This window comes from Paraburkholderia sp. FW306-02-B (assembly GCF_058782725.1).
The window spans coordinates 1,215,528-1,240,639 of record NZ_JBYSXZ010000001.1 but is presented as its reverse complement, the minus strand read 5'-3'; the positions used below and the strand labels follow the sequence as shown (position 1 = coordinate 1,240,639).

The following is a 25,112-nucleotide window of genomic DNA, read 5'->3' as shown; positions in this document are numbered from 1 at the left end:
TTCGATATGATCGACTAGACTGTCGGCCGAAAATCAATGTGCCAGCAACCAATACGGCCCGCCGCAACGCCATACGCGTGTTTGCGAAGCCCCATGCGAACCGCTTAAGAACGGAGCACCCATGCTCTACCAATTGCACGAATTCCAGCGGGCGATGTTGAGCCCCCTCACCGCCTGGGCTCAGGCCGCGTCGAAATCCTTTGCGAATCCGGCCAGTCCCCTTGCCTATGTGCCCGGCGCGACCCGCCTGTCGGCCGGCTACGAACTGCTGTACCGGCTCGGCAAAGATTACGAAAAGCCCGAGTTCAACCTTCATCAAATCGTCAAAGACGGCCATAACATCCCGATCATCGAACAAACGATCATCGAGAAGCCGTTTTGCCGCCTGATGCGCTTCAAGCGTTTCGCGGACGACAGCAGCGCTGTTACCCAATTGAAAGACGAGCCGATCGTGCTGGTGTGCGCACCGTTGTCCGGCCACCACGCCACGCTGCTGCGCGATACCGTGCGTACGTTGCTGCAGGATCACAAGGTCTACCTGACCGACTGGATCGATGCGCGCATGGTGCCGCTCGAAGAAGGCGAATTTCACCTCGACGACTACATCGCCTACATCCAGGAATTCGTCCGTCACATCGGCGCGAAGAATCTGCACGTGATCTCGGTGTGCCAGCCGACCGTGCCGGTACTCGCCGCCATCTCCTTGATGGCGAGCCGCGGCGAAGACACGCCGCGCACCATGACGATGATGGGCGGCCCGATCGACGCGCGTAAGAGCCCGACTTCGGTCAACTCGCTCGCCACGCAGCACTCGTACGAATGGTTCGAAAACAACGTGATCTTCACGGTGCCGCCGAACTATCCGGGCGTGGGCCGCAAGGTTTATCCGGGCTTCCTGCAACACACCGGCTTTGTCGCGATGAATCCGGAACGGCACGCGGCGTCGCACTGGGACTTCTACCAAAGCCTGCTGCGCGGCGACGAAGACGACGCCGAAGCGCATCGCCGCTTCTACGACGAGTACAACGCCGTGCTCGACATGGCCGCCGACTATTACCTGGACACGATCCGCGTGGTGTTCCAGGAATTCCGTCTTGCGGAAGGCACATGGGACGTCGCCGGCGAGCGGGTACGGCCGCAGGACATCAGGAAGACTGCGCTCTTCACGATCGAAGGCGAGTTGGACGATATCTCCGGCGACGGCCAGACTTTCGCCGCGCATGAGTTGTGCAGCAGCATTCCGGAGACGGAGAAGCGTCACTTCACTGCCGAGAAATGCGGCCACTACGGCATTTTCTCGGGCCGCCGCTGGCGCACCATCATCTATCCGCAGTTGCGCGACTTCATCCTCGAGCACAACAAGGCGCCGAAGGTGACAAAGGAAAAAGTCGAAGCCTGAGCACCACGCAGACAGATAGAACAACGGCCTCTTCGGAGGCCGTTGCCGTTTTTTAAGCCGCTGCGCGTCGCTGCCGTGAGGCCTATTTTCGCAACAGATAAGCGAGCAGCAATTCCGTGTTCATCTGCACGAGTTCGCTGCGTTCGCCTGCGCTGCTGAAATCGCGGCCGAGCGTCGCTTCGAGTGTGAAGCGGTTCGACACGATGTAGTAGCCCATGCCGGACAGCGTCACGTAAAAGCGCAACGGATCGACGTTGGTGCGAAACAGCCCGGCGCGCTGGCCGCGCTCAAGAATGCCGCCGAGCGTAGCGACGATCGGCGAGATCATTTCGCGGATGCGCGTCGACTTCTGCATGTAGCGTGCCTCATGCAGATTCTCGTTATTGACGAGACGCAGCAACTCGGGATGATCGCGGTAGTAATCCCAAACAAAATGCGCAAGGCGTGTAACGGCCTCGACCGGCGCGACACCGTTCAGTTCGAGCGTGCGTTCCGCTTCATTGAGCGCGCTGAATGCGTGCTCGAGTACAGCAGTGAAAAGCTGCTCCTTGCTACCGAAGTAGTAGTAGAGCATGCGTTCATTAGTTTCCGCGCGGCGGGCGATCTGATCGACGCGTGCGCCGAACAACCCACCATTTGCAAACTCTTCGGCCGCCGCAAGCAGAATGCGGCGCCGCGTGCCTTCAGGATCTCTTTTGATTTTCGGCTGATTCATGGTGGCATCGTCTTCGTGAGCCGCGTTATCCGGATCGCGCCGCCGGCCTCTCCTCGGGCCTTGCACCGACAGCACTGAACGGGCTGGTTGGGGGAACACCCTTCTGCGGTCTTTCGAAAAAGCGCTTCGATTATGGCACATGGATTGCGGATCGCAATTGGGGAAATCGGCGATAATGTGCTATTTAGTTCAAGCTTGGCGCGAGCAGACGCTTGTGTGGATTCGACTCCACGCGCGCCTCTATTTACGCCTGTATTTGCCTATATTGGCGTGTGTTAGCACGCTTTCGCCGCGCTTTTGTGTTGCCCCAGCCCGCCGCGTGTTTTCCCCAGGCCGCGTTCGGCAAGCTGTGCGACCGCGAGGCAAGCCCCAACGTCGTCACCGTGACCAATTCCATAACACTCGCAGACCGCATCGAGGATCTGCTGCCTCAAACGCAATGCACGAAGTGCGGCTATCCCGCATGCCGTCCGTACGCCGAAGCAGTCGCCAGCGGCGAGGCCAATTACAACCAATGCCCACCGGGCGGCGCCGAAGGCGTCGCGCGCCTCGCCGCGTTGCTCGGCAAGCCGGTGATTCCGCTCAATTCCGCCAACGGCGTCGAACGTCCGCGTCCTTTGGCGGTTATCGACGAACAACTTTGCATCGGCTGCACGTTGTGTATGCAGGCCTGTCCGGTCGATGCAATAGTTGGCGCACCGAAACAGATGCACACGGTAATCGCGGCACTCTGCACTGGCTGCGACTTGTGTGTGCCGCCTTGTCCGGTCGACTGCATCGCGATGCCGCCCGTCACTGGTGAAGCAACCGGCTGGGACGCTTGGAGCCAGTCCCAGGCCGACGCCGCGCGTGAACGCCACGACCGGCGCGAGGCGCGTCTTGCGCGCGAACGCGAAGCCGCCGAAGCGCGTGCTGCAGCGCGGCGAGCCGCGAGCAGCGCGCCTGCGCACGGCGCTGGAACCGGCGCTGCGGCTTCGGCCGATGCATCGCCTGCGGCGCCCGCGGCGTCTGTAACGGACGACGCCGAAGCGAAAAAACGCGCGATCATTCAGGCCGCGCTCGATCGCGCGCGCAAGAAGAAAGAAGAACTGGCCGCCAAAGGCCAAGGTCCGCTGAACACCGAGCATGTCAGCGCCGACGTCCAGGCGCAGATCGATGCCGCCGAAGCACGCCGCCGCCGTCTCGGACTCGCAATGGACGACGACACCGACACGCCTTCCACGAAGCGCTAACCGAACCTGCACGCCCCGCATGAACGCGAACAAACGCCGCGCCATCTACGAGACGCTTCAGAGTCTCAATCCGCATCCCACCACCGAACTCGAGTACACCACACCGTTCGAACTGCTGATTGCCGTGCTGCTGTCGGCGCAAGCCACCGACGTGTCGGTCAACAAGGCGATGCGCAAGATGTTCCCGGTCGCGAACACGCCGCAGCAGGTTTTCGATCTGGGCGAAGAAGGTGTCGCCGGCTACATCAGGACCATTGGCCTCTATCGGACCAAGGCGAAGAATGTGATTGCGACGTGCCGCATTCTGCTCGACCGGTACGGCGGCGAAGTGCCGGAAGATCGCGAAGCGCTCGAGAGTCTGCCCGGCGTCGGCCGAAAAACGGCGAACGTGATTCTGAACACGGCGTTCGGTCATCCGAGCATCGCCGTCGATACGCACATCTTTCGGGTTGCCAATCGAACCGGTCTCGCGCCGGGAAAAGATGTGCGCGCGGTCGAACAGGCGCTGGAGAAATTCACGCCGGCCGAATTCAAGCAGGATGCGCATCACTGGCTGATCCTGCACGGCCGTTATGTATGCAAGGCGCGCCGGCCGGAATGCTGGCATTGCGTGATCGAGCCGCTGTGCGAGTTCCGGCCGAAGACGCCGCCGCCGGATCTCTGAACACGGCGCGGTTGGGCGAACCTATGAGAAAGCGCCGTGTCGCCGCAACCGCGCGGTGCGGTCCGTGCGTTCGGGGCGCTCTAGCAGCTTGCGGCCCTCGCCAGCGAGCCGCCCCGCCCCGGCGTAAAATGGCGCCCTGCACGCCCGCCTCACACTCAACGCACCGATCCCACGATGTTCAATCCTAGCCGCGACGAAGTCCGCCACTTTTTCACCGACACCTGGCGCAAACAGCGTCAAGGCGAAATCCTGACACCGCTCGAGGCAATCGCCGCGGACTGGATCGTCGAGCATCCCGAGTACCACGCCGATCTGGCCGATAGCGAAGGCGCGGCAATCCAGGACTACTCGCCCGAACGCGGGCAGACCAACCCGTTCCTGCATCTGTCGATGCATCTGGCGATCACCGAACAATTGTCGATCGACCAGCCGCCGGGCATTCGCGCGGCGCACGAGCGCCTCGCCGCCCGCCTCGGCTCGACCCATGAAGCGCAGCACGCGATCATGGATTGCCTCGGCGAAACCATCTGGGAAGCGCAGCGCACCGGCACGCCGCCGGATACGGACGCGTATTTGCAGCGCATCGAGCGGCGCGCCACGCGGGACTAAGCGGCAAGCACGCCCGGCCGGCGCCGTCGCGCAACCAACCGCGCGCGGCTCCAAAAGCACGACACCCCGCCGAAGCAGGGTGTCGTTCAATCAGAAACTGTGCGAAAAGAGCGCCGCGCGCTTATTTCTTCTGCACCAGATCGCCGTCCAGCGATTCGACGTAGGCCGCGATGTCTTTCATATCGCCAATCGACAGGCTTTGCACCTGCGCCTGCATGATCGCGTTGTTGCGACCGAGGTGCGGGTTGCCGTTGCCCATCTGATACTGGCGCAACGCCCAGTAGACGTAGTCGGAGTGCTGACCGGCGAGCTTCGGATATTCCGGGCTCACCGGCTTGTTCAGGTTGACACCGTGGCAAGCCGCGCAGTTGTGGCTGTCGGCCAGCACCTTGCCATTGCCGGCGTCAGCGGCGTGCGCGACGTTCGCTGCAACCAGACCGATCAATGCCGCCGACGCGCATGCAGCCTTGAACACCGTATGGAGTGCCTGTTGGGGCTTATTCATGAATTCTCCTATCCCGCGAATATAAATAACCGAGTGACCGACGCCGATCACTTGTCGGGATTGTTCTTCGAAGAGGAATTTTGCGCTGCGTAGTAGGCGGAGATATCGGCGATGTCCTGATCCGACAGCGACACGGTGATCGCGTGCATCGTTTCGAAATGGCGGTCGCCCTTCTTGTAGCCGCGCAGCGCGTTCTCGAGGTACGCCTGATTCTGGCCGCCGAGCATCGGCACGCGGTAGACCTCAGGGTAAGCGGTGCGGTATTCAGGGATGCCGTGGCAGCCAATACACATCGCGACCTTGCCTTGGCCCGCCTTCGCGTTGCCGACGACATCCGCTGCCTGCGCACTGGCCGCATAGCCCGCGAGCACCGACAGCGCTGCGATCACGACGTGTTTGCCGACGAATTTATTCATAGCATGTAACCTGGCTTGAGGGGAAACGGGCGCCCAAAAAGGCAACGGCCCGCGCCGTTATTCTTATAGGGTAGCCACGCAGGCCAAAAAAATCGGGCTAATTGTACCGCGACGCCGCGCCGAACGTCCACCGCGCGGGGCAGCGGCGCATTTTCCCGCCGCAAAGCCGCGGCTAGCGCCGCTTTGCGCCGTCCGTGCCTGCTTCGCGCGACTTCGCGCCAACCGCCGCGATCCGAGCGGTTTTGCCGGGCGCGCCCGGTGTGCCCGACACGCCCGCCCACCGGGCGCGCCGGGCATGCATACGGGCCGCCCGCGCTCGCCGCGTGAGCGCCCGGATAGGCGCCGACACCGCGGGTGGAACCATACGCGAGCCCGTTTCAGCCCAACAGGCCTTCTGACTTATACTGGAATTTTTCCCAAAAAGAGCATCTCGCCATGCGTTTCGAAGGCTCATCGCAATACGTCGCCACCGACGACCTCAAGCTCGCGGTCAACGCCGCGATGACGCTGAAACGCCCGTTGCTGATCAAGGGCGAACCCGGCACCGGCAAAACCATGCTGGCCGAAGAGGTCGCCGCTGCCCTCGGCATGCCGCTCCTGCAGTGGCATATCAAGTCCACCACCAAGGCGCAGCAGGGTCTGTACGAGTACGACGCGGTGTCGCGCCTGCGCGATTCGCAGCTCGGCGACGAACGCGTCAAGGACATTGGCAACTACATCGTCAAGGGCGTGCTGTGGCAGGCGTTCGAGTCGGAAGAGCAAACGGTGCTGCTGATCGACGAGATCGACAAGGCCGACATCGAATTCCCGAACGACCTGCTGCGCGAACTCGACCGCATGGAGTTCTACGTGTACGAAACGCACGAGCTGATTCGCGCCAAACAGCGCCCGCTCGTGATCATCACGTCGAATAACGAGAAGGAACTGCCCGACGCGTTCCTGCGCCGCTGCTTCTTCCACTACATCAAGTTCCCCGATCCGGTGACGATGCAGCAGATCGTCGAGGTGCATTACCCCGGCATCAAAAAGGAACTGCTGAGCGCGGCCATGCAGAGCTTTTTCGAATTGCGCAACGTGTCGGGGCTGAAGAAGAAGCCGTCGACGTCGGAACTGCTCGACTGGCTGAAGCTGCTGCTTGCCGAAGACATTCCGCCCGAGGCGCTCCGCTCATCCGACCAGAAGCAGATCATCCCGCCGCTGCACGGCGCACTGCTGAAGAACGAGCAGGACGTGAGCCTGTTCGAGCGGCTGATCTTCATGAACCGCAATAATCGCTGAAACCGCTGAAACCCGGGTCTTGACCCGGGTCGATACCCCGTTGGTGCGCGCGCAGTACCGCAGCCCAGCCGCACGCCAGCCGCCGTAGAGGAAACAGCATGCTGATCGACTTCTTTTATTCGCTGCGCGCGGCCAAACTGCCGGTGTCGGTGAAGGAATACCTGACGCTGCTCGAGGCGCTGAAAGCCAACGTGATCGCACCGTCGCTCGACGACTTCTACTATCTCGCGCGTATCACGCTGGTCAAGGACGAACAGTACTTCGACAAGTTCGACCAGGCGTTCGGCGCGTATTTCAACGGCGTCGCACAAACCTCGGCGCTCGCCTTCGACGTCCCGCTCGACTGGCTGAAGAAGAAGCTGCAACGCGATCTGTCGCCCGAGGAGAAAGCGCAAATCGAAGCGATGGGCGGCCTCGACAAGTTGATGGAGCGCCTCAAGGAACTGTTCGACGAACAGAAAGAGCGCCACGAAGGCGGCAGCAAATGGATCGGCACGGGCGGCACGTCGCCGTTCGGCAACGGCGGCTATAACCCGGAGGGCGTGCGCATCGGCGGCGATGCGGCGGGCAATCGCACTGCGGTCAAGGTGTGGGAAGCGCGCGCCTACCGCGATTACGACGACCAGGTCGAAATCGGCACGCGCAACATCAAGATCGCGCTGCGCCGCCTGCGCCGTTTCGCGCGCGAAGGCGCCGCCGAAGAGCTCGATCTGCCCGACACGATCCGCAGCACCGCCGCGAACGCCGGCTGGCTCGACCTGAAGATGGTGCCGGAGCGGCACAACAAGGTGAAAGTGCTGATGCTGCTCGACGTGGGCGGCTCGATGGACGATCACATCAAACGCACCGAGGAACTGTTTTCGGCGGCCAAGGCCGAGTTCAAGCACCTCGAGTTCTACTATTTCCACAACTGCGTGTACGACTTTCTGTGGAAGAACAATCGCCGCCGCCACGCCGAGCGGATGCCGACGTGGGACGTGCTGCACAAGTTCACGCCGGATTACAAGCTGATCTTCGTCGGCGATGCAACGATGAGTCCGTACGAAGTGCTGCAACCGGGCGGCTCGGTCGAATACAACAACCCCGAAGCCGGCGCCGTGTGGCTGCGGCGCCTCGCGGATCATTTCCCGCATCATGCGTGGCTGAATCCGGAGCCGGAGGGTTTGTGGGCGTACCGTCAGTCGGTCAGCGCCATCCGCGAAGTGCTCGGCCACCGCATGTATCCGCTCACGCTCGCCGGCCTCGAAACGGCCATGCGCATGCTGAGCAAATAATCGGGTCGCGCTTTATCCTCAACTATAAGAAAACTTCTGCATGAGTCCGTCTTCATCGCCCGATTTGTCCCCTGCCACCGTATCGCCCGGGCGTCTCAGACCATTCGCCGACACCTCGCTGTCAGCCGTCGTCGCCGGCTTCGTCGCGATGATGACCGGCTACACCAGTTCGCTGGTGCTGATGTTCCAGGCGGGCCAGGCCGCGCATCTGACCGATGCGCAGATTTCGTCGTGGATCTGGGCGTTGTCGATCGGTATGGCCGTCGGCACGATCGGCCTCTCGCTGCGTTTTCGCGCGCCGATCGTGATCGCATGGTCGACGCCGGGCGCGGCGCTGCTGGTGTCGTCGCTGCCGCATGTGGCTTACGCGGAGGCGATCGGCGCGTTTATCGTCTGCGCGGTGCTGCTGACCGTGGTCGGCCTGACCGGCTGGTTCGATACACTGATGAAGAAAATCCCGGCGGGCATCGCATCGGCTTTGCTGGCGGGCATTCTGTTCGAAATCGGCATCGAGATTTTCCGCGCCGCGCAGTTCCAGACCGCGCTCGTGCTGACGATGTTCTTCACGTACCTGATCGTCAAACGTCTCGCACCGCGCTACGCGATCGTGACGACGCTGATCGTCGGCACGGCCGCCGCCGGCGGCCTCGGCTTGCTCGATTTCAGCCGCTTTCAGGTCGCGCTCGCCCATCCGGTGTTCACCATGCCGGCGTTCTCGGTGGCCGCGAGCATCAGCATCGGGATTCCGCTGTTCGTCGTCGCGATGGCGTCGCAGAACGTGCCGGGCATTGCGGTGCTGCGCGCCGACGGTTACACGACGCCGTCCGCGCCGCTGATTTCGACGACCGGCATCGTCTCGCTGTTGCTCACGCCGTTCGGCTCGCACGGCATCAATCTTGCTGCGATCACGGCGGCGATCTGCACCGGCCCCGAGGCGCACGAGAACCGCGACAAGCGTTACACCGCGGCGGTCTGGTGCGGCATTTTCTATCTGATCGCCGGGATCTTCGGCGCCACCATCGCCGCGCTGTTCGCGGCCTTGCCGAAGGCGCTGGTGGTTTCCGTCGCCGCGCTGGCGCTGTTCGGCTCGATCATGAGCGGCCTGGCCAACGCGATGCACGACTCCAAACAGCGGGAGGCGGCGCTGGTGACGTTCATGGTGACGGCCTCGGGCCTCACCCTGCTGTCGATCGGCTCAGCCTTCTGGGGACTGGTCGCGGGCGTGCTGACGCAACTGGTGCTGAACGCGCGCCGCGGCTGAATCGTCGACGAAAAACGGTGGCTGAAATCCGTGTGAACGGTTCGCCGGGGGCAAGTGTCAATACTGCATCAGGCGATCCGCCATAGAATAGAAGTATCCGGCAGCGTTTCCCGGCAAGATGGCGGGCACACATGCTGCAGCGTGACCCGCGGCCGTCAGGGCTTTTGGTATTTTTGGTACTTTTTGTCCGGCGGCGACCTCATTTCTCCTGAACCACGGCGCACCGACGCCCTGAAGGCTCGAACATGACAACCGCACTCGACCAACTCAAGCAATACACCACCGTCGTGGCCGATACCGGCGACTTCCAGCAGCTCGCCCAATACAAGCCGCAGGACGCGACCACCAATCCGTCGCTGATTCTGAAGGCCGTGCAGAAGGACGATTACCGTCCGCTGCTCGAAAAGACCGTGAAAGAGCACGCGTCGAAGCCGGTCGGCACGATCATCGATCATCTGCTGATCGCGTTCGGCAGCGAAATCCTCAAGATCATTCCGGGCCGCGTGTCGACCGAAGTGGACGCGCGCCTGTCGTTCGACACGCAAGCGTCGATCGCCAAGGGCCGCGAACTGATCGGCCTGTACCAGCAAAAGGGCATCGGCCGTGAACGCGTGCTGATCAAGCTGGCCTCCACCTGGGAAGGCATCCGCGCCGCCGAAGTGCTGCAGAAAGAAGGCATCCACTGCAACATGACGCTGCTGTTCTCGCTCGCGCAGGCGGCCGCCTGTGCCGAAGCGGGTGCGCAGCTGATTTCGCCGTTCGTCGGCCGCATCTACGACTGGTACAAGAAGAACGCCGGCAGCGCGTGGGACGAAGCGAAAGACGGCGGCGCCAACGATCCGGGCGTCAAATCGGTGCGCCGCATCTACGCGTACTACAAGAAGTTCGGCTACAAAACGGAAGTGATGGGCGCGAGCTTCCGCACGCCGGGTCAGATTCTCGAACTGGCCGGCTGCGATCTGCTGACCATTAGCCCGGATCTGCTGCAAAAGCTGCAGGAGAGCACCGAGAAGGTCGAGCGCAAGCTGTCGCCGGAGATTGCCACAGGTGCCGACATCGCACGCGTGCCGGTCGACGAATCGTCGTTCCGTTTCCTCGTCAACGACGAAGCAATGGCGACGGAAAAGCTCGCCGAAGGCATTCGCGCATTCGCCGCGGACGCCGTCAAGCTGGAAAAGCTGATCGAAGCGCTGCGTTAAACCCGCCTGCTTCGCTTCAGCGCGCGGCCCTGAGCCTTCCGGTTCAGGGCCGCGCGCCGTTTCCGGCGGCGTTTCTGGCAGCGTTTTATTGGGTCCACGTCAAGCTCACCGCCCTGCCAGCACAAAGTCACAATTGCTGCCACAACGGACGACTACAATCGTCTGCACGCCCACTCCTCCTGGCCGTTGGCCGAAGGAGCGCGGCGCCGCTGACCCACATTCCGGGAGACGATCATGTATGTTCAGCCTTACGTATTTTTCAACGGCCGCTGCGAAGAAGCGCTGAAGTTTTACGGCGAAGCAATCGGCGCCGAAGTGTTATTCCAGATGCGCTTTAAGGAGGCACCGCCTGACGCTCAGAGCCAGATGCGCGCTGGCACGGAGGACAAGATCATGCACGCGAGCATCAAAACCGGTTCGACGACCTGGATGGCGTCCGACGGCCACTGCGACCCCGATGTCGGTCCGATGAACGGTTTCAGCCTGTCGCTGACGGCCGACGACGCAGCATCGGCCGAAAAATATTTCAATGCACTGGCCGACGGCGGAAAGATCACGATGCCGTGGCAAGCGACCTTCTGGAGCAAAGGCTTCGGGATGGTAGTGGACCGCTTCGGCCTCGGCTGGATGGTGACGGTGCCGGAGGAGTAAGGCCGTCACGCGAGCCGGCCGCGGCGGACTGTGCCGCTTTATGCATTCAGCAAGGTCCGCGTGTGCCGTTCGATGTTCCAGTTCGGCTCGGTTTCCAGCAGCAAGGCGCGCAGCCGGTCGACCTGTTCAGCCAGCCGCTGCCCGAGCCAATAGGGCCCCTGCAAATCGGGCGGCAGCTTCAACGCCGCGTCGGGCCGCGCTTGCGCGAGCGGCGACGCCGGCGGAATCCTGAAATGCGTCGCACGGCCAAATCGCAGGCCGCGCGCCGTTGCCAGCAGGATGCCTCGCACGGCGCGCACCTCGATCCCGCACTCCTGTGCAAACGCGGCGCGCGCCACGGCGTCGGCGCGCATCAGCGGGCCGGTCGCCAGCAGTTCCAGCGAACTGAGCACCGAGCGATGCAGACGCTGGATTTCTTCGAGCCGTGCCTGCGGCACATCGATCTCCTTGGCCACCGAGGGCATCAACGAGCGCAACTGCACCAGCCGCTTGTTGATCCGCAGAAAGCTTTTGACCTGCTCGTCTTCGCTAATCGTTTCGCCTAGTAGCAACCGCGCGTAGATCCGCGCGCATTCGCGCAGATTGTCGGCGAGGCCGTAGCGCCACGAATAGGTTGCGTGCAGCGGCAGTGCGAACGAAAAGGCCAGCGCGATCACGATGCCGATCAGCACGTTCAGCGTGCGCCACAGGCCGACGTCGATCAGATTGTCGCCATGGCCGGCGACGATGCACATCGTGATCGCCGTCAACAGACCGATATAGCCGGACGAGCCGATCGCGAACCACGCGCAGATCGCGGCGACGATCGACATCAGTACATAGGTGAGCGGCAGCGAGCCGATCAGATCCTGTTGCAGGATCAGCACCAAACCGATCGACGCGCCGAGTAAAGTCCCCGCCGCCCGTTCCGCCGCCTTTTTGCGGATATTGCCGTGATGCTGCAAACCGCCGATCACCACCAGCAAGGTCACCGACGACCAGATGCCATGCGGGATATCGATGCCGGTCGTGGCGAGAATCGACACCAGCATCGCGAGGCCGACGCGCAAGCTATGCAACACCCTCGCGTGGCGATAGCGGTAATACGGCGACGCGACCGCGCGCACCATGCGGCTGATGGCCGAACGGCGGGCAATCACGGTGTGAGAATCGGCAGGGGCCATGGCAGCGCGACGGACGCTTTGAAGAACGGTTCCGCCATCGTGCACCAGAGTGCCCCGGAAAGACAAACGCCCGCAAACTTTCGTTTGCGGGCGGCTGCGCCTCGAAGCGAGGCAAAGCGCCTTGCTTAGCTTTCGACCACGTCCAGATAGTCTTCCGGACGGGTGCGGTCTTCGGCGCGCTGCATGCCGAGCACACGCACCAGAATACTCACCACCACCGCCACCACCAGGTTCACGACCAGCGACCACACTGCCGCGTAGCCCGGAATCGCGAAACCGAACAGGTGAATCGAGAAGATCGAACTCGCCAGCTTCAGCGAAATCGCCATCCACGTCCCGGTTGCAATGCCGGCCGCCCAGCCGAGCAGCAAACCACGATAGTCGAGCATGCGCGTATACAGACCCAGCACGATCGCCGGCAGCGTCTGGATGATCCAGATGCCGCCCAGCAACTGCAACTGGATCGCGTAGGTGAGCGGCAGTCCCAGAATGAACGCCACCGCGCCGACCTTGACGATCAGCGACACCAGCTTCGCGACATTGGTCTCCTGCTCATGCGACATGTTGCGGTTGACGAACTCCTTGTGGATGTTGCGCGTGTACAGGTTCGCTGCCGCAATCGACATGATCGCGGCCGGCACCAGCGCGCCGATGCCGATCGCCGCGAACGCGACGCCGACGAACCACGACGGGAAGAAGTGCAGGAACAGCGCCGGCACCGCGAAGTTCGGGCCGAACGCCTTGAAGTACGGCGCGAATTCCGGCATGTCCTTCACGCCCGCTGCGAGCGCCATGAAGCCGAGCAGCGCGAGCAGACCGAGCACCAGTGAGTAAGCCGGCAGCATCGCCATATTGCGGCGGATCGTGTTACCCGAATTCGACGACAGGATGGCCGTGATCGAGTGCGGATACAGGAACAGCGCAAGGGCCGAGCCGATAGCGAGCGTCGCATACGCGCTGTAGCCGTTCAGGCTCGACACGTCCGGCGCCTTCAGCAGCAGCTTGGCCGGCGGCACCACGCCGAAGATATGCCCGAAGCCGCCGAGTTGCGGCGGAATCACGATGATCGCCGCGGCGATCGTGATGTAGATCAGCACGTCCTTGACGACCGCGATCATCGCCGGCGCGCGCAGGCCCGACGTGTAGGTGTACGCCGCCAGAATCGCGAACGCGATGATCAGCGGCAGATCGCCGACGAAGCCCGTGGTGTCGAAACCCAGCGCGCCGATCACCACTTCGATACCGACCAGTTGCAGCGCGATATACGGCATCGTCGCGAGGATACCGGTCACCGCAACCGCGAGCGCCAGCATCCGGCTGCCATAACGGGCGGATACGAAGTCGGCCGATGTCACGTAGCCCTGACGTTTGGCGATGCTCCACAGTTTCGGGAACACGACGAACGCGAACGGATAGATCATGATCGTGTACGGCAGCGCGAAGAAGCCGGTGGCGCCCGCGCCGAACACCAGCGCCGGCACGGCGATGAAGGTGTAGGCGGTGTACAGGTCGCCGCCGAGCAGGAACCAGGTGACGATGGTGCCGAAGCGCCGCCCGCCGAGACCCCACTCTTCCAGATGGGCGAGATCGCCGCGCCGCCAGTGGGCCGCGATAAAGCCCAGAATGGTGACGCCGACGAAGAACAGTACGAAGACGAATGTCGCGGTGGCGTTCATTATTGCGCGCCCCCTTGTGGACGGCCCGTCGAACGGGTCTTGGTCTTGAAGTACACGAGCGCTGTGATGATCGCGCTGATCAGCACCCACAGGAGCTGATACCAGTAGAAGAACGGAAAGTCGAACAGTTGCGGTTCGACTTTGTTATATGACGGCACCCAGACCATTGCGATCCAGGGCAGCAACAGCAACCAGAGCCAGCGCTTGCTGGTTTTGTTCGCGTCGGCGTCGTGAGCCATGACGTCTCCTCCTACCTATTATTGAAATGTTGGCCCGTGTTTTGACGGGTGGTGGATCCCGCAGCGGGGAGCCGCCCCGCGGATAAGCGACGGGCGCCCCGAAAGCATCGAAAGAGTATAGGAGCCGCGAACATGCGGTCAAGCAGGGACGACCCGAGGCGGGACGGTGCTGGCGAAGCGGGACGAGCGCGGCTTGGGTGCCCCCGGCCGCATAAACCGTGCGGCGGCGGGCGTTGCGTCTGAGAGCAGTCGAGCCGGCTTGCCCGGCCCGGCTGCTTGTCGATCGTCAGACCGAGAACGAGTTGCCCGTCTGCCCGGTCGATTCCTGCAGACCTTTGATCCACTTGCGCGCCGGCAGGCCGAGTTCGGCTTCGATCAGCCTGGCGCGCGCTTGCAACGCCGTGAACGGCACGTCGAGCGCCGGGCCCGAGAAGGCGATCGCGATGCGGTTGCCGTCATGCACTTCCGGCAGTGCGACGACGCGGCCGTCGAACGCTTCATTCAGCCGCTTCATGTTGCGCACGAAGCTCGGGTGATCGCCGAACAGGTTCACCGTTACCACGCCCGCGCCGGTCAGACACGCGCGCACGGCACGGTAGAAGGCGACGCTGTCGAGCACCGGGCCGCGCGCGGTCGCATCGTAGACGTCGACTTGCAGCGCGCCGATCGTGCCGTGATTGGCGCGGTCGTTGACGAAGTCCCACGCGTCGGTTTCGTGCACGGTCAGGCGCGCATCGTCGTGCGGCAGTTCGAACATCGTCCGAGCGGCGACGACGACCGCCGGATTCAACTCGACCGCCTCGACCTTCGCGCGCTTCAGGAAGCGGTGGGCGAACTTGGTCAGCGCCGCGGCGCCCAGACCGAGCTGGACGATGCGCTTGGGCGTTTCGATGAACAACAGCCAGGCCATCATCTGCTGCGCGTATTCGAGTTCGATGTGATCCGGCTTGCGCAGACGCATCGCACCTTGCACCCATTCCGTGCCGAAATGCAGGAAGCGCACGCCGCCCTCTTCCGAGAACGTGACAGGAGCGAAACGCGGCTTGCGCGGTGCTTCGATTTGCGGCGCGTCGTGCAGATCGTCGCCGTGTTGCGCGCGCCTGTTATTGCGCACTGCTTTCTGTTTGCCGCCCGCGGCGTCAGCGTCTTGATGGCGGAAAGCACGCGCTTCAGCCGAAGCGCGCTTGATTAATTTCGTCATGTAAGGATGTCGCGCCAAAGGCGCAATTTTTGGTCGAACGAGAGCATAGCATTCGCCGGACTCGACGAAGGCAATACGAGGGTGGCGTAGCCGGCCTCGCCGATCACCGGCGCGAAGCGGCCCGCCGTCTTGCCGTTGAAGCAGACTTTGCGCAGCAGCGGCGCGTGCTCGCGCAGCGACGCGAAGTCATTCGGTTGCGCGTTGCGGATCGCCGCATCCAGGCTCCCCTCGCGATGGCAAGCCGCAAGCACGTCCCATACGCCGATGCCATGCGCGAGCACGCGTTTGAGACGTTCTTCGTAAGCGAAATCGGCCAGCGGCTCGCCGAGCACCGTGCCGAGCAGACGCCAGAACTGGTTGCGCGGATGCGCGTAATACTGCGTCGCGGCGAGCGACGCTTCGCCGGGAAAGCTGCCTAGAATCAGCGTATGCGTACCGGCGGCGACGACGGGTGGAAAGCCGCGCAACATCAGCGGCTCGCCTCGCCTGGCGCGCGAACCGCAGGATGCGCGGGGTGCGCTCGCGATGCGGTGCGCTCGAGCGAGCGCCCATGTTCACGCGAACGCGGATGCGTCGCGTGCGGTGCAAGCGCGGACGACTCGCACGCCGACGAAGCCAGATGCGCCCACAGCGCGGGCAACACGCATTCGGTCACCATCAGCGGCGCACCGTGGCGCTCGAATACCGAGCGGCGCGCGACCAGCGCATGCGGCGGCGCGCCGTCGATCTCATACGCAGCCAGTCGGTACAGCGGATGACGCGCCGTCAGCCTGCGGCTCACTAGCGACGAACGCGCGACGCTGCTATCGCTGTACAGCAACTCGGCGAGCGGACGGGTGCGCAGCCGCCGGGTCGCCTGCCATACGCCGACGCTCGCCGCGAGAGGCGCCACGCTATGCGCGGCGACGAACGGCACGCCGTCGACCGACAACACCACCTCCCGAACCCACGCGGGTGCGCGCGGCGCGAGACCGAGCGCGGCGTACTCGTCGGCCCACGGCAGCGCAACGGCTTCGCGCGTGACGCGCACCGCGACCGCGCCAAGCGTGCGCAGATGCGCGGTCAGCGAACCACCGCGGGTCAGCCAGTCTTTCTGGGCAGCGCTAAAGCCGGGCAAGGGAGCGACGCGCCAGTGGGCGTCGGCGGCATCGAAACGGATAGGCATGGTGTCGGATTATAACGGCGACGCTGTCAGACGATCGCCAGACCTGCCCCCTCCTCCCGTCGGGACGCGCGGTAAGCTATCGCGATCTTGCCAGCGCCAGCGAACGCGCCATCACGCGCTCGACCACCGGCGCCCACTCTCCCCTGCGGCTGCCTGAACAACTCGACGGAGTCGTACCACGGCTGCGCTTCCTCACTATTGAAAATCATCTAGCGGGGCCTCCCACCGTCGCCGCCCAAATCCTTACGCCTACCCCAATAGTCCTCTCCGACCGCGATATGCGATTACGCAATTGCGGCGGTCGAGATCATCAGTTCGTCGAGCAACCTGTCATAGGCCTCGACCAGCGCGCGATTTTCCGGCGTGAAACGGGAGATCAGTTCCCTCTGCCGGTTCATGTAACCGTTCCAGTTCCTGTCGTGATGATGGACCGCCTCGAGGACCCTACGGGCACCCTCCTTCACATCATTTGCGTCGTAGAAGTAACCAAGATCGCTGCACAGGTGCGCGTTATGCACCAGCGGATAGCCCTTCCAGCACACATCGAAATAGAAATAGTTGAGCGCCAGCCCCCACTGATGGGAAATGACGATGTCCGTGTGCTCCGCAAGAAACTTCGGCGTCTCGTATCGCCCGACAAAACTGACCTTGCGCCCTTTCACCAGATCGAGGTAATGCATCGTCCCGGCAAACTCTACGTTCTGGCTTGCAAGGTGATCGGCATTCGTCACGTGCACGTATGCGACACTGTCCGGTTCCGCACGGTATGCCTCTTCGGCGATCAGGATCGGATAGAGGCAGAATTTGAGAACATCGATATTCGGCTCCATGATGGATATCCGTTTTGATTCTCCCCGGGGCCGATACTCGCCGTTGTGAGAAAAACCGGCCGTGCTGGTATCGATGAACATCGGATCCCAAACAAAGGGGACTTCTCTTACGGAGCAGCGCCGCAGCGTTCCAAGGTAATGCTTGCTTGTCTCCGCCACCTGGGGAATGGCCCAAATCTCATCGTATTGTTGATTGATGAAAACGGAGTTCCCGAGTCCCCGCCCGAATATCATCGCTTCCATGCGCTGCACATATTCAGGCCCACAGCAATAGCTCACAAGCCTTGTTCCACGGTCCCGGATGTATCTTGTCTGACCCTCGCTAATCTGACCGCCAAGTTCGATGAGCACATCAAGATTGTCCTTGGCTTCCTCGAATGTTCTTGCCGGGTATTGCGTGGTGTCCCACGGTAGCCGCGGTGTGATGGGCACTGGCGTCGTATTGACCAGCGTGACCTCATGGTGGCGTGCCGAGCGCTGAAAGAGTTTCGCGAGATACAAAGCATTTTGCTTGATCCCGTTGACCCACAAGCTTTCCGCCTCCTCTCTCAGGCCAATGGTTATTCCAATGCGCAACGGCCGCTCAGTCATAGTTTTATCCTCTCTCATGTCGCCTGGCCTCCCCCGTTACCGATAGAGCTCTGCGATCGCCGCGGTGTATTGCTCGACATTGCGCTCGGCAAGCGGATCGAGAGTCTTCAAGAATCTGCGCGCGGCCCGCCTGTAGTCATCCAGACGGCCGTCGTGTTCCGCAAACGCCTGACGCAGAGCCAAAGCTCCCTCCTGGGGATCAAAGTCCGGATATCGATATCCACAGTCCTCAAGCAGCGCCGAATTGTGGATAAGCGGATATCCGCCATGTAGCGCCTCGTAATACAGGTAATTCTGCGCATTCTCCCAATGGTGAGAAATAATCGCGTCAGCCTGCATAGTCATGATTTCGTACGTGGGAAAGCGCGCCTCGAACGAGGCAAGCCCGTGGCGCACGAGATCAAGGCTTGTCGCGAACCCGAAAAACAGCGGGTCGCTTTTCAGGTGAAGCGAGTTGAAGACACGCAGGACCTCTATAAAACCAGGCGATCGACGATGTGCGACATCCGCAATCAGCATCGAAATATGACTGGTCTTTACCATGCAGATGTTTGGTTCGAGGATGGCGAGACGCCACTGTGAACGGCCGGGTGTGTAGCCGAATGGCCGAGCCCCTGCGCTCATGCCTGCCGCACGCTCAAGCAGTACCGGGCTCCAGATATGCTGCATGGTCCGCACTGGGGCACGCAACGCTGCTTCGTAATAGGCAGCGCAGGTCTTTTCGAAGGCAGGCAATGTCCAGATCGTGTCGTATCCGGTGCCGGAGACCAGCATGCCATGAGGACGACCAAATATCATGCGTTCGACATCGATTGCGTAATCGTTGGCCACGCGCATGCCGATGACACGCCCGCCGTGGGACTGGAAGTCACGCGCCCATTCCGGATCGAGTTGCGCGCTCAACTCGATGATGACATCAAGCTGCGTGCGCGCCGTTTGCAGGTCGATCACCTTCACCGGTGCATCGGCCAGAAATTCGCATGCATCCTCGACCCGGCCATCGCCCCCGTTGACCAGAAATACTGTCTCGATGAGCGGCGATCGCGCGAGCAGCATGGTCAGGAAGAAACAGTTCTGAAAAATTCCGTTTTCCCACAGCGATTGCTGACCTGCGCGCACGAAGATCGTTACGCCTACCTTGAGCCGCCTTCCGTTCAGCATGTCGTTCCCCGTTCGCGTGATGATGTCAACCGCAACAAGCTGCGGGCATACGCAGTCTGATTCATCGTGTGAAGTGGACTCAGCGCGGCCAGAAACTCCCTTGCCGAGTGCCGATAGGAATCGAAATTCTCATCATGGTTTCGGGAAGCTTCAATAAGCTGACATGCGCCGTTCGGTATGTCGGAATCCGGGTAGTAGTACCCTACCGAACCCAGCCACTTCGAGTTATGGATTAACGGGTATCCCCCGTAAAGCGCATCCAGATAGAGAGTGTTCTGATCGTTCTGCCACTGATGCGCGACAACGGCGTCGCCGAACTGGCTCATGTAGCCGGCGAAGTCATGCCGTTTCTCGAAGCGGACTTTCCCGTTCTTCGTCAAATCCAGCGAATTGGCCAGATGCACGAACGTCGGATGATCTTTCATCTGAATCGTGTTGAGCAGATGCAGTTCCGCAACGGTATCCTCATTCGCCCGGAAAGCCGAATCGCAGATCAGCATTGGAATAGTGCACGCCTTGATAACAGAGATGTCCGGCTCCAATACCGCAACCCTGAGTGCGCGAAACGTATATTCTTTACGCGCCTGGGGGCGATATCCGAATTCGATGGCATGATCCCTGTGCAGCACTGCGGCGCGCCGGTCGAGAAATGCAGACTCCCACAAATAGGGCACGTCGTACACCGGGCATCGGTAAAGCGATTCGAGCATTCGGTGAAAGCACCGGTCTTTTGGCAAGGTCCAGATTTCATCACAGCGCTCAAAACGAGAACAATAGCCTGCCGTGCCGAAGATTGTGGGCTCGATCAGCGCTGTATAGGGCTGTCCGCAGCAGTGGTAGACCACCTTCTTTCCCTTCGCGCGCAAATGGTCAAGCCAGCTGACGTCGAGCCCGCCTGCCATTTCGATCGCCACGTCAATCAAGTCCGTTGCATCTCGCGGCGCTATAAGCCGAAAGCCGGCGCCGTCCTGCTCCACATCATCCGGCAGGCACGACTGATCTCCACAATTGAGAAGTAACACTTCTTCGACGAACGGCAAAGCGCGCAACAAATGAGCCAGATAGAAGACGTTCTGGCCCAAGCCGTTTTCCCAGACGCTCTGGCCGGCGTGCGTGAGAATTGAAATTCCAATACGCATGACTATTTCCCCTTCCCTGCTGCCGGCATGAACCTGTCAATCGGTGGTATACATTACTTACCACTGGTACGAGGCACCAGCTCCGACCGAGTTGCCTCCTGCACCGTTAACGGCTACCCCCCCCTTGACCTTTAGGTTGTTTGTTATTCGAGCGCTGAAGCCGATGGCCATTGCATGATATCCCTGGTAGCCGGCCGTCCCTATACCGACCGCGAGCGTTTTGCCGGGATCGACTTCAGGAATCATCGAGAGCGCGGCGGCGCCCGCTATTCCGGAATATGCCAGCCTTGCCACCTGGTTCATATTCGATTGCACGGCTGCCAACTGCGACACGTTGACCGCGTCAGTCGGGTTCACGCCGGGCGCCACATTCGTGATCGTGCGCTCGTTGCCTGGCGAACCCACCGACACCGAATTCGCCTCGGTCGCTATCGAGTTCGCTCCTAGCGCGACCGAGTTCATCGCTGTCGCAGTCGCTCCCGCACCGAGCGCAACCGAGTTGTTCCCTGAGGCTAGCGAGTTCGCGCCCACGGCGGCCCCATTTGTCGACGCACTATATGAGATGGACGAAGCGCTCGGAATTTGCGCGGCGGCAACCGCCACCAGGCTCGTCGACAGCGAGGGCGAACTGGTAGACAGAGAAGCCGACCCCGTCGATGTGGAGCTTTGCACGGTACTGGTACTAGTTGTGGTCGATGTCGAGGGCGAGGCGGTCGCAGTAGACGTACTCGTACTGGGCGATGAGCCTTTCCCGAACCCTGGGGACGATACCTGCGTGGACAGGGAGGCCAGCCCGGTTGATAGCGATGTGACCGTGGTACTCAACTGCGCCACGTTACTGTTTGTCGTCCTCAAACCGGTCGAGAGAGACGTAACGCCTGTGAAGAGCTGAACCACGCTGGTCGACGTGGAAAAGCTCAATGTCGAAAGGTTATTGTTGACCGTGCTCAGACTGTTGAGCCAGGTCGCAATCGAGCCGGAATACGAGCTCGACAACGAAGCCAGATTGCTGTTCGTCGTCGACAGGCCGGTGGACAGCGAAGTCACACCGCTCACCGCCCCACTGATCGCCGTCGAGGCCGAAGTGCTCAGACCTGCCAGGTTGCTATTGGTCGTCGAAAGGCCGGTGGACAACGAATGCACATTGCTACTGACCGTTGACAGCCCTGTTGAGAGCGACGTCACGCCGCTTTGCGCCGTGTTAATACCCGTCGAGGCCGAGGTCGACAGCGAACTGAGGTTGCTGTTCGTCGTGGTCAAGCCCGTCGAGAGCGAATTCACGCCACTCACCGCCGCGCTGATGCCCGTCGAGGCCGAAGTCGAAAGGCTCGTCACTTTATTGTTGGTCGTGCTCAAGCCCGTCGACAGTGAACTGACATTGCTGTTCGTCGTATTCAAGCCCGTCGAGAGCGAATTCACGCCGCTCACCGCCGCGCTGATGCCCGTCGAGGCCGACGTCGAAAGGCCCGTCACGTTATTGTTGGTCGTGCTCAAGCCCGTCGACAGTGAGCTCACGCCGCTCACCGCGGCGCTGATCCCGGTCGAGGCCGACGTCGACAGGCTCGTCACGTTGCTGTTCGTCGTGTTCAGGCTCGTCGAGAGCGAATTCACGCCGCTCACCGCCGCGCTGATGCCTGTCGAGGCCGAAGTCGAAAGGCCCGTCACGTTATTGTTGGTCGTGCTCAAGCCCGTCGACAGCGAATTCACGCCGCTTACCGCCGCGCTGATGCCCGTCGAGGCCGAAGCCGAAAGGCTCGTCACGTTATTGTTGGTCGTGCTCAAGCCCGTCGACAGCGAATTCACGCCGCTCACCGCCGCGCTGATGCCCGTCGAGGCCGAAGTCGAAAGGCTCGTCACGTTATTGTTGGTCGTGCTCAAGCCCGTCGACAGTGAGCTCACGCCGCTCACCGCGGCGCTGATCCCGGTCGAGGCCGACGTCGACAGGCTCGTCACGTTGCTGTTCGTCGTGTTCAGGCTCGTCGAGAGCGAATTCACGCCGCTCACCGCCGCGCTGATGCCTGTCGAGGCCGAAGTCGAAAGGCCCGTCACGTTATTGTTGGTCGTGCTCAAGCCCGTCGACAGCGAATTCACGCCGCTTACCGCCGCGCTGATGCCCGTCGAGGCCGAAGCCGAAAGGCTCGTCACGTTATTGTTGGTCGTGCTCAAGCCCGTCGACAGCGAATTCACGCCGCTTACCGCCGCGCTGATGCCCGTCGAGGCCGAAGCCGAAAGGCTCGTCACGTTATTGTTGGTCGTGCTCAAGCCCGTCGACAGCGAATTCACGCCGCTCACCGCCGCGCTGATGCCCGTCGAGGCCGACGTCGAAAGGCCCGTCACGTTATTGTTGGTTGTGCTCAAGCCCGTCGACAGTGAACTGACATTGCTGTTCGTCGCAGTCAGGCTCGTCGAGAGCGAACTCACGCCGCTCACCGCCGCGCTGATGCCCGTTGAAGCCGAAGTCGAAAGGCTCGTCACGTTATTGTTGGTCGTGCTCAAACCCGACGACAGTGAACTGACATTGCTGTTCGTCGTGGTCAGACTCGTCGACAGCGAGCCCACGTCCGTCGACTCCTGGGTCGACAGCGAACCGAGGTTGCTGTTCGTCGTGTTCAGGCCCGTCGAGAGTGAGCTCACGCCGCTCACCGCCGCGCTGATACCCGTCGAGGCCGAGGTCGACAGGCTCGTCACGTTATTGTTGGTCGTGTTCAGGCTTGTCGACAGCGAACCCACATCCGTCGACTCCTGCGTCGACAGCGTACCGAGGTTGCTGTTGGTCGTGTTCAGGCCCGTCGAGAGCGAACTGACATTGCTGTTGGTCGTGGTCAGGCTTGTCGACAGTGCACCCACGTCCGCCGATTCCTGGGTCGACAGCGAACCGAGGTTGCTGTTCGTCGCAGTCAGGCTCGTCGAGAGTGAGCTCACGCCGCTCACCGCCGCGCTGATACCCGTCGAGGCCGAGGTCGACAGGCTCGTCACGTTATTGTTGGTCGTGTTCAGGCTTGTCGACAGCGAACCCACATCCGTCGACTCCTGCGTCGACAGCGAACCGAGGTTGCTGTTGGTCGTGTTCAGGCCCGTCGAGAGCGAACTGACATTGCTGTTGGTCGTGGTCAGGCTTGTCGACAGTGCACCCACGTCCGCCGATTCCTGGGTCGACAGCGAACCGAGGTTGCTGTTCGTCGCAGTCAGGCTCGTCGAGAGTGAGCTCACGCCGCTCACCGCCGCGCTGATACCCGTCGAGGCCGAGGTCGACAGGCTCGTCACGTTATTGTTGGTCGTGCTCAGGCTTGTCGACAGCGAACCCACATCCGTCGACTCCTGCGTCGACAGCGTACCGAGGTTGCTGTTGGTCGTGTTCAGGCCCGTCGAGAGCGAACTGACATTGCTGTTGGTCGTGGTCAGGCTCGTCGAGAGCGCACCCACGTCCGTCGATTCCTGCGTCGACAGCGAACCCAGGTTGCTGTTCGTCGCAGTCAGGCTCGTCGAGAGCGAACTCACGCCGCTCACCGCCGCGCTGATGCCCGTTGAAGCCGAAGTCGAAAGGCTCGTCACGTTATTGTTGGTCGTGCTCAAACCCGACGACAGTGAACTGACATTGCTGTTCGTCGTGCTCAGACTCGTCGACAGCGCACCCACGTCCGTCGACTCCTGGGTCGACAGCGAACCCAGGTTGCTGTTCGTCGCAGTCAGGCTCGTCGAGAGTGAGCTCACGCCGCTCACCGCCGCGCTGATACCCGTCGAGGCCGAGGTCGACAGGCTCGTCACGTTATTGTTGGTCGTGTTCAGGCTTGTCGACAGCGAACCCACATCCGTCGATTCCTGCGTCGACAGCGTACCGAGGTTGCTGTTGGTCGTGTTCAGGCCCGTCGAGAGCGAACTGACATTGCTGTTGGTCGTGGTCAGGCTCGTCGAGAGCGAACTGACGTTGCTGTTGGTCGTATTCAGGCCGGTCGACAATGAACCCACGTCGGTCGCTTCCTGCGTCGACAGCGAACCGAGGTTGCTGTTGGTCGTGTTCAGGCCCGTCGAGAGCGAACTGACATTGCTGTTGGTCGTGGTCAGGCTCGTCGACAGCGCACCCACGTCCGTCGACTCCTGGGTCGACAGCGAACCGAGGTTGCTGTTGGTCGTGTTCAGGCCCGTCGAGAGCGAACTGACATTGCTGTTGGTCGTCGTCAGGCTCGTCGACAGCGCACCCACGTCCGCCGACTCCTGCGTCGACAGCGAACCGAGGTTGCTGTTGGTCGTGTTCAGGCCCGTCGAGAGCGAACTGACGTTGCTGTTGGTCGTATTCAGGCCGGTCGACAATGAACCCACGTCGGTCGCTTCCTGCGTCGACAGCGAACCGAGGTTGCTGTTCGTCGTGTTCAGGCCCGTCGAGAGCGAACTGACATTGCTGTTGGTCGTGGTCAGGCTTGTCGACAGCGCACCCACGTCCGCCGATTCCTGGGTCGACAGCGAACCGAGGTTGCTGTTCGTCGCAGTCAGGCTCGTCGAGAGTGAACTCACGCCGCTCACCGCCGCGCTGATACCCGTCGAGGCCGACGTCGACAGGCTCGTCACGTTATCGGTGAGCGAGCTGAGATTGCTGTTCGTCGTGCTGAGGTTGCTGTTCGTCGTGATCAGGCCCGAGGACAGTGAGCTGACATTGGTGTTGGTCGTGTCTAAGCTGCTGGACAGCGAACTGACGTTGCTGTTCGTCGTATTCAGGCTCGTCGACAACGAGGTCACGCCGCTTTGAGCG

At 61.8% G+C, this 25,112-nt stretch carries 25 protein-coding genes; 11 read left to right on the top strand and 14 right to left on the bottom strand.

Translation table 11 applies throughout. The features are described 5' to 3' along the window. Nucleotides 1–121: 121 nt before the first annotated feature. Nucleotides 122–1,399 carry a polyhydroxyalkanoate depolymerase gene (locus tag AC3WOG_RS05440; RefSeq protein WP_492577036.1) on the top strand — a complete coding sequence of 426 codons (1,278 nt, stop codon included), beginning with the start codon at nt 122–124 and terminating at the stop codon, nt 1,397–1,399. Between the two features lie 82 nt (nt 1,400–1,481). On the opposite strand, the gene AC3WOG_RS05435 is transcribed toward AC3WOG_RS05440, so the two are convergent. Next, entirely contained in the window at nt 1,482–2,114 is a 633-nt protein-coding gene (locus AC3WOG_RS05435) for a TetR/AcrR family transcriptional regulator (RefSeq protein ID WP_410834448.1), read from the bottom strand. A 383-nt stretch (nt 2,115–2,497) separates the two neighbouring features. Here AC3WOG_RS05435 and rsxB point away from each other — a divergent pair, with 383 nt between their 5' ends. The 3 genes from rsxB to AC3WOG_RS05420 all read left to right on the top strand — a co-directional run bounded on the left by rsxB (nt 2,498) and on the right by AC3WOG_RS05420 (nt 4,619). After that, nucleotides 2,498–3,346, top strand: a complete 849-nt coding sequence (gene rsxB / locus AC3WOG_RS05430) for an electron transport complex subunit RsxB (protein WP_492579725.1) — start codon at nt 2,498–2,500, stop codon at nt 3,344–3,346. 19 nt (nt 3,347–3,365) lie between these two features. Then, nucleotides 3,366–4,010 carry an endonuclease III gene (gene nth, locus AC3WOG_RS05425; RefSeq protein ID WP_492577035.1) on the top strand — a complete coding sequence of 215 codons (645 nt, stop codon included), beginning with the start codon at nt 3,366–3,368 and terminating at the stop codon, nt 4,008–4,010. A 174-nt stretch (nt 4,011–4,184) separates the two neighbouring features. Continuing rightward, a complete protein-coding gene (locus AC3WOG_RS05420) occupies nt 4,185–4,619 on the top strand; it encodes a DUF1841 family protein (protein ID WP_492577034.1) in 435 nt (144 codons plus the stop codon). A 121-nt stretch (nt 4,620–4,740) separates the two neighbouring features. Here AC3WOG_RS05420 and AC3WOG_RS05415 read toward each other — a convergent pair whose 3' ends face one another. Next, nucleotides 4,741–5,124, bottom strand: coding sequence for a c-type cytochrome (locus AC3WOG_RS05415; protein WP_492577033.1), 384 nt, complete (start codon nt 5,122–5,124; stop codon nt 4,741–4,743). Between the two features lie 47 nt (nt 5,125–5,171). Further along, on the bottom strand, nt 5,172–5,540 hold the full coding sequence (locus AC3WOG_RS05410; RefSeq protein ID WP_341312828.1) for a c-type cytochrome: 369 nt from the start codon (nt 5,538–5,540) through the stop codon (nt 5,172–5,174). A 435-nt stretch (nt 5,541–5,975) separates the two neighbouring features. Here AC3WOG_RS05410 and AC3WOG_RS05405 point away from each other — a divergent pair, with 435 nt between their 5' ends. From AC3WOG_RS05405 to AC3WOG_RS05385, 5 genes are all read left to right on the top strand, one after another. Then, on the top strand, nt 5,976–6,818 hold the full coding sequence (locus AC3WOG_RS05405) for an AAA family ATPase (protein WP_492577032.1): 843 nt from the start codon (nt 5,976–5,978) through the stop codon (nt 6,816–6,818). Nucleotides 6,819–6,916: 98 nt separating this feature from the next. Next, complete coding sequence (locus tag AC3WOG_RS05400; RefSeq protein WP_492577031.1) at nt 6,917–8,092, top strand: vWA domain-containing protein; 1,176 nt, start codon at nt 6,917–6,919, stop codon at nt 8,090–8,092. A 40-nt stretch (nt 8,093–8,132) separates the two neighbouring features. Further along, entirely contained in the window at nt 8,133–9,353 is a 1,221-nt protein-coding gene (locus AC3WOG_RS05395; RefSeq protein WP_492577030.1) for a benzoate/H(+) symporter BenE family transporter, read from the top strand. A gap of 245 nt (nt 9,354–9,598) precedes the next feature. Beyond that, complete coding sequence (gene tal, locus AC3WOG_RS05390) at nt 9,599–10,552, top strand: transaldolase (protein WP_492577029.1); 954 nt, start codon at nt 9,599–9,601, stop codon at nt 10,550–10,552. Between the two features lie 234 nt (nt 10,553–10,786). Next, entirely contained in the window at nt 10,787–11,203 is a 417-nt protein-coding gene (locus tag AC3WOG_RS05385; protein WP_492577028.1) for a VOC family protein, read from the top strand. Between the two features lie 38 nt (nt 11,204–11,241). Here AC3WOG_RS05385 and AC3WOG_RS05380 read toward each other — a convergent pair whose 3' ends face one another. The 11 genes from AC3WOG_RS05380 to AC3WOG_RS05330 all read right to left on the bottom strand — a co-directional run bounded on the left by AC3WOG_RS05380 (nt 11,242) and on the right by AC3WOG_RS05330 (nt 20,830). Then, the gene (locus AC3WOG_RS05380; RefSeq protein ID WP_492577027.1) at nt 11,242–12,366 is read right to left on the bottom strand and encodes an FUSC family protein; all 1,125 of its coding nucleotides are present in this window, start codon (nt 12,364–12,366) and stop codon (nt 11,242–11,244) included. A gap of 125 nt (nt 12,367–12,491) precedes the next feature. Then, nucleotides 12,492–14,042 carry a monocarboxylate uptake permease MctP gene (gene mctP / locus AC3WOG_RS05375; protein WP_492577026.1) on the bottom strand — a complete coding sequence of 517 codons (1,551 nt, stop codon included), beginning with the start codon at nt 14,040–14,042 and terminating at the stop codon, nt 12,492–12,494. Then, nucleotides 14,042–14,281: a DUF3311 domain-containing protein gene (locus AC3WOG_RS05370; RefSeq protein ID WP_492577025.1), complete on the bottom strand. Its 240-nt coding sequence runs from the start codon at nt 14,279–14,281 to the stop codon at nt 14,042–14,044. The genes mctP and AC3WOG_RS05370 overlap by 1 nt, the downstream gene beginning before the upstream one ends. A gap of 286 nt (nt 14,282–14,567) precedes the next feature. After that, complete coding sequence (locus AC3WOG_RS05365; protein ID WP_115104149.1) at nt 14,568–15,482, bottom strand: class I SAM-dependent methyltransferase; 915 nt, start codon at nt 15,480–15,482, stop codon at nt 14,568–14,570. Then, entirely contained in the window at nt 15,479–15,952 is a 474-nt protein-coding gene (locus AC3WOG_RS05360; RefSeq protein ID WP_492577024.1) for a DNA-deoxyinosine glycosylase, read from the bottom strand. The genes AC3WOG_RS05365 and AC3WOG_RS05360 overlap by 4 nt, the downstream gene beginning before the upstream one ends. Then, a complete protein-coding gene (locus AC3WOG_RS05355) occupies nt 15,952–16,647 on the bottom strand; it encodes a chorismate--pyruvate lyase family protein (RefSeq protein WP_492577023.1) in 696 nt (231 codons plus the stop codon). The genes AC3WOG_RS05360 and AC3WOG_RS05355 overlap by 1 nt, the downstream gene beginning before the upstream one ends. A 26-nt stretch (nt 16,648–16,673) precedes the next feature. Continuing rightward, nucleotides 16,674–16,856 (bottom strand): hypothetical protein, encoded by a 183-nt coding sequence (locus tag AC3WOG_RS05350; protein ID WP_492577022.1) that lies wholly within the window; start codon nt 16,854–16,856, stop codon nt 16,674–16,676. A 75-nt stretch (nt 16,857–16,931) separates the two neighbouring features. Next, nucleotides 16,932–18,068: a DUF2827 domain-containing protein gene (locus AC3WOG_RS05345; protein ID WP_492577021.1), complete on the bottom strand. Its 1,137-nt coding sequence runs from the start codon at nt 18,066–18,068 to the stop codon at nt 16,932–16,934. Nucleotides 18,069–18,104: 36 nt separating this feature from the next. Then, the gene (locus tag AC3WOG_RS05340; protein ID WP_492577020.1) at nt 18,105–19,229 is read right to left on the bottom strand and encodes a DUF2827 domain-containing protein; all 1,125 of its coding nucleotides are present in this window, start codon (nt 19,227–19,229) and stop codon (nt 18,105–18,107) included. Then, nucleotides 19,223–20,368, bottom strand: coding sequence for a DUF2827 family protein (locus tag AC3WOG_RS05335; RefSeq protein WP_492577019.1), 1,146 nt, complete (start codon nt 20,366–20,368; stop codon nt 19,223–19,225). The genes AC3WOG_RS05340 and AC3WOG_RS05335 overlap by 7 nt, the downstream gene beginning before the upstream one ends. Before the next feature lie 57 nt (nt 20,369–20,425). Next, nucleotides 20,426–20,830: a YadA family autotransporter adhesin gene (locus AC3WOG_RS05330; protein ID WP_492579724.1), complete on the bottom strand. Its 405-nt coding sequence runs from the start codon at nt 20,828–20,830 to the stop codon at nt 20,426–20,428. A gap of 100 nt (nt 20,831–20,930) precedes the next feature. Between AC3WOG_RS05330 and AC3WOG_RS05325 the strand changes: the two genes are divergently transcribed. Continuing rightward, the gene (locus AC3WOG_RS05325) at nt 20,931–21,260 is read left to right on the top strand and encodes a hypothetical protein (RefSeq protein ID WP_492579860.1); all 330 of its coding nucleotides are present in this window, start codon (nt 20,931–20,933) and stop codon (nt 21,258–21,260) included. 15 nt (nt 21,261–21,275) lie between these two features. Beyond that, a complete protein-coding gene (locus AC3WOG_RS05320) occupies nt 21,276–25,109 on the top strand; it encodes a hypothetical protein (protein WP_492579859.1) in 3,834 nt (1,277 codons plus the stop codon). Nucleotides 25,110–25,112 lie beyond the last annotated feature (3 nt).

Excerpts from the sequence above, each read along its gene's own strand:
- AC3WOG_RS05355 (WP_492577023.1), bottom strand. The coding sequence starts at position 16,647 with ATGCCTATCCGTTTCGATGCCGCCGACGCCCACTGGCGCGTCGCTCCC.
- AC3WOG_RS05325 (WP_492579860.1), top strand. The coding sequence starts at position 20,931 with ATGGACGAAGCGCTCGGAATTTGCGCGGCGGCAACCGCCACCAGGCTC.
- AC3WOG_RS05380 (WP_492577027.1), bottom strand. The coding sequence starts at position 12,366 with ATGGCCCCTGCCGATTCTCACACCGTGATTGCCCGCCGTTCGGCCATC.
- AC3WOG_RS05360 (WP_492577024.1), bottom strand. The coding sequence starts at position 15,952 with ATGTTGCGCGGCTTTCCACCCGTCGTCGCCGCCGGTACGCATACGCTG.
- AC3WOG_RS05370 (WP_492577025.1), bottom strand. The coding sequence starts at position 14,281 with ATGGCTCACGACGCCGACGCGAACAAAACCAGCAAGCGCTGGCTCTGG.
- nth (WP_492577035.1), top strand. The coding sequence starts at position 3,366 with ATGAACGCGAACAAACGCCGCGCCATCTACGAGACGCTTCAGAGTCTC.
- AC3WOG_RS05340 (WP_492577020.1), bottom strand. The coding sequence starts at position 19,229 with ATGCTGAACGGAAGGCGGCTCAAGGTAGGCGTAACGATCTTCGTGCGC.
- AC3WOG_RS05400 (WP_492577031.1), top strand. The coding sequence starts at position 6,917 with ATGCTGATCGACTTCTTTTATTCGCTGCGCGCGGCCAAACTGCCGGTG.
- mctP (WP_492577026.1), bottom strand. The coding sequence starts at position 14,042 with ATGAACGCCACCGCGACATTCGTCTTCGTACTGTTCTTCGTCGGCGTC.
- AC3WOG_RS05420 (WP_492577034.1), top strand. The coding sequence starts at position 4,185 with ATGTTCAATCCTAGCCGCGACGAAGTCCGCCACTTTTTCACCGACACC.
- AC3WOG_RS05440 (WP_492577036.1), top strand. The coding sequence starts at position 122 with ATGCTCTACCAATTGCACGAATTCCAGCGGGCGATGTTGAGCCCCCTC.
- AC3WOG_RS05415 (WP_492577033.1), bottom strand. The coding sequence starts at position 5,124 with ATGAATAAGCCCCAACAGGCACTCCATACGGTGTTCAAGGCTGCATGC.
- AC3WOG_RS05335 (WP_492577019.1), bottom strand. The coding sequence starts at position 20,368 with ATGCGTATTGGAATTTCAATTCTCACGCACGCCGGCCAGAGCGTCTGG.
- AC3WOG_RS05350 (WP_492577022.1), bottom strand. The coding sequence starts at position 16,856 with ATGATTTTCAATAGTGAGGAAGCGCAGCCGTGGTACGACTCCGTCGAG.
- AC3WOG_RS05405 (WP_492577032.1), top strand. The coding sequence starts at position 5,976 with ATGCGTTTCGAAGGCTCATCGCAATACGTCGCCACCGACGACCTCAAG.
- AC3WOG_RS05410 (WP_341312828.1), bottom strand. The coding sequence starts at position 5,540 with ATGAATAAATTCGTCGGCAAACACGTCGTGATCGCAGCGCTGTCGGTG.
- AC3WOG_RS05435 (WP_410834448.1), bottom strand. The coding sequence starts at position 2,114 with ATGAATCAGCCGAAAATCAAAAGAGATCCTGAAGGCACGCGGCGCCGC.
- AC3WOG_RS05395 (WP_492577030.1), top strand. The coding sequence starts at position 8,133 with ATGAGTCCGTCTTCATCGCCCGATTTGTCCCCTGCCACCGTATCGCCC.
- AC3WOG_RS05365 (WP_115104149.1), bottom strand. The coding sequence starts at position 15,482 with ATGACGAAATTAATCAAGCGCGCTTCGGCTGAAGCGCGTGCTTTCCGC.
- AC3WOG_RS05330 (WP_492579724.1), bottom strand. The coding sequence starts at position 20,830 with ATGAACTCGGTCGCGCTAGGAGCGAACTCGATAGCGACCGAGGCGAAT.
- AC3WOG_RS05385 (WP_492577028.1), top strand. The coding sequence starts at position 10,787 with ATGTATGTTCAGCCTTACGTATTTTTCAACGGCCGCTGCGAAGAAGCG.
- AC3WOG_RS05345 (WP_492577021.1), bottom strand. The coding sequence starts at position 18,068 with ATGACTGAGCGGCCGTTGCGCATTGGAATAACCATTGGCCTGAGAGAG.
- tal (WP_492577029.1), top strand. The coding sequence starts at position 9,599 with ATGACAACCGCACTCGACCAACTCAAGCAATACACCACCGTCGTGGCC.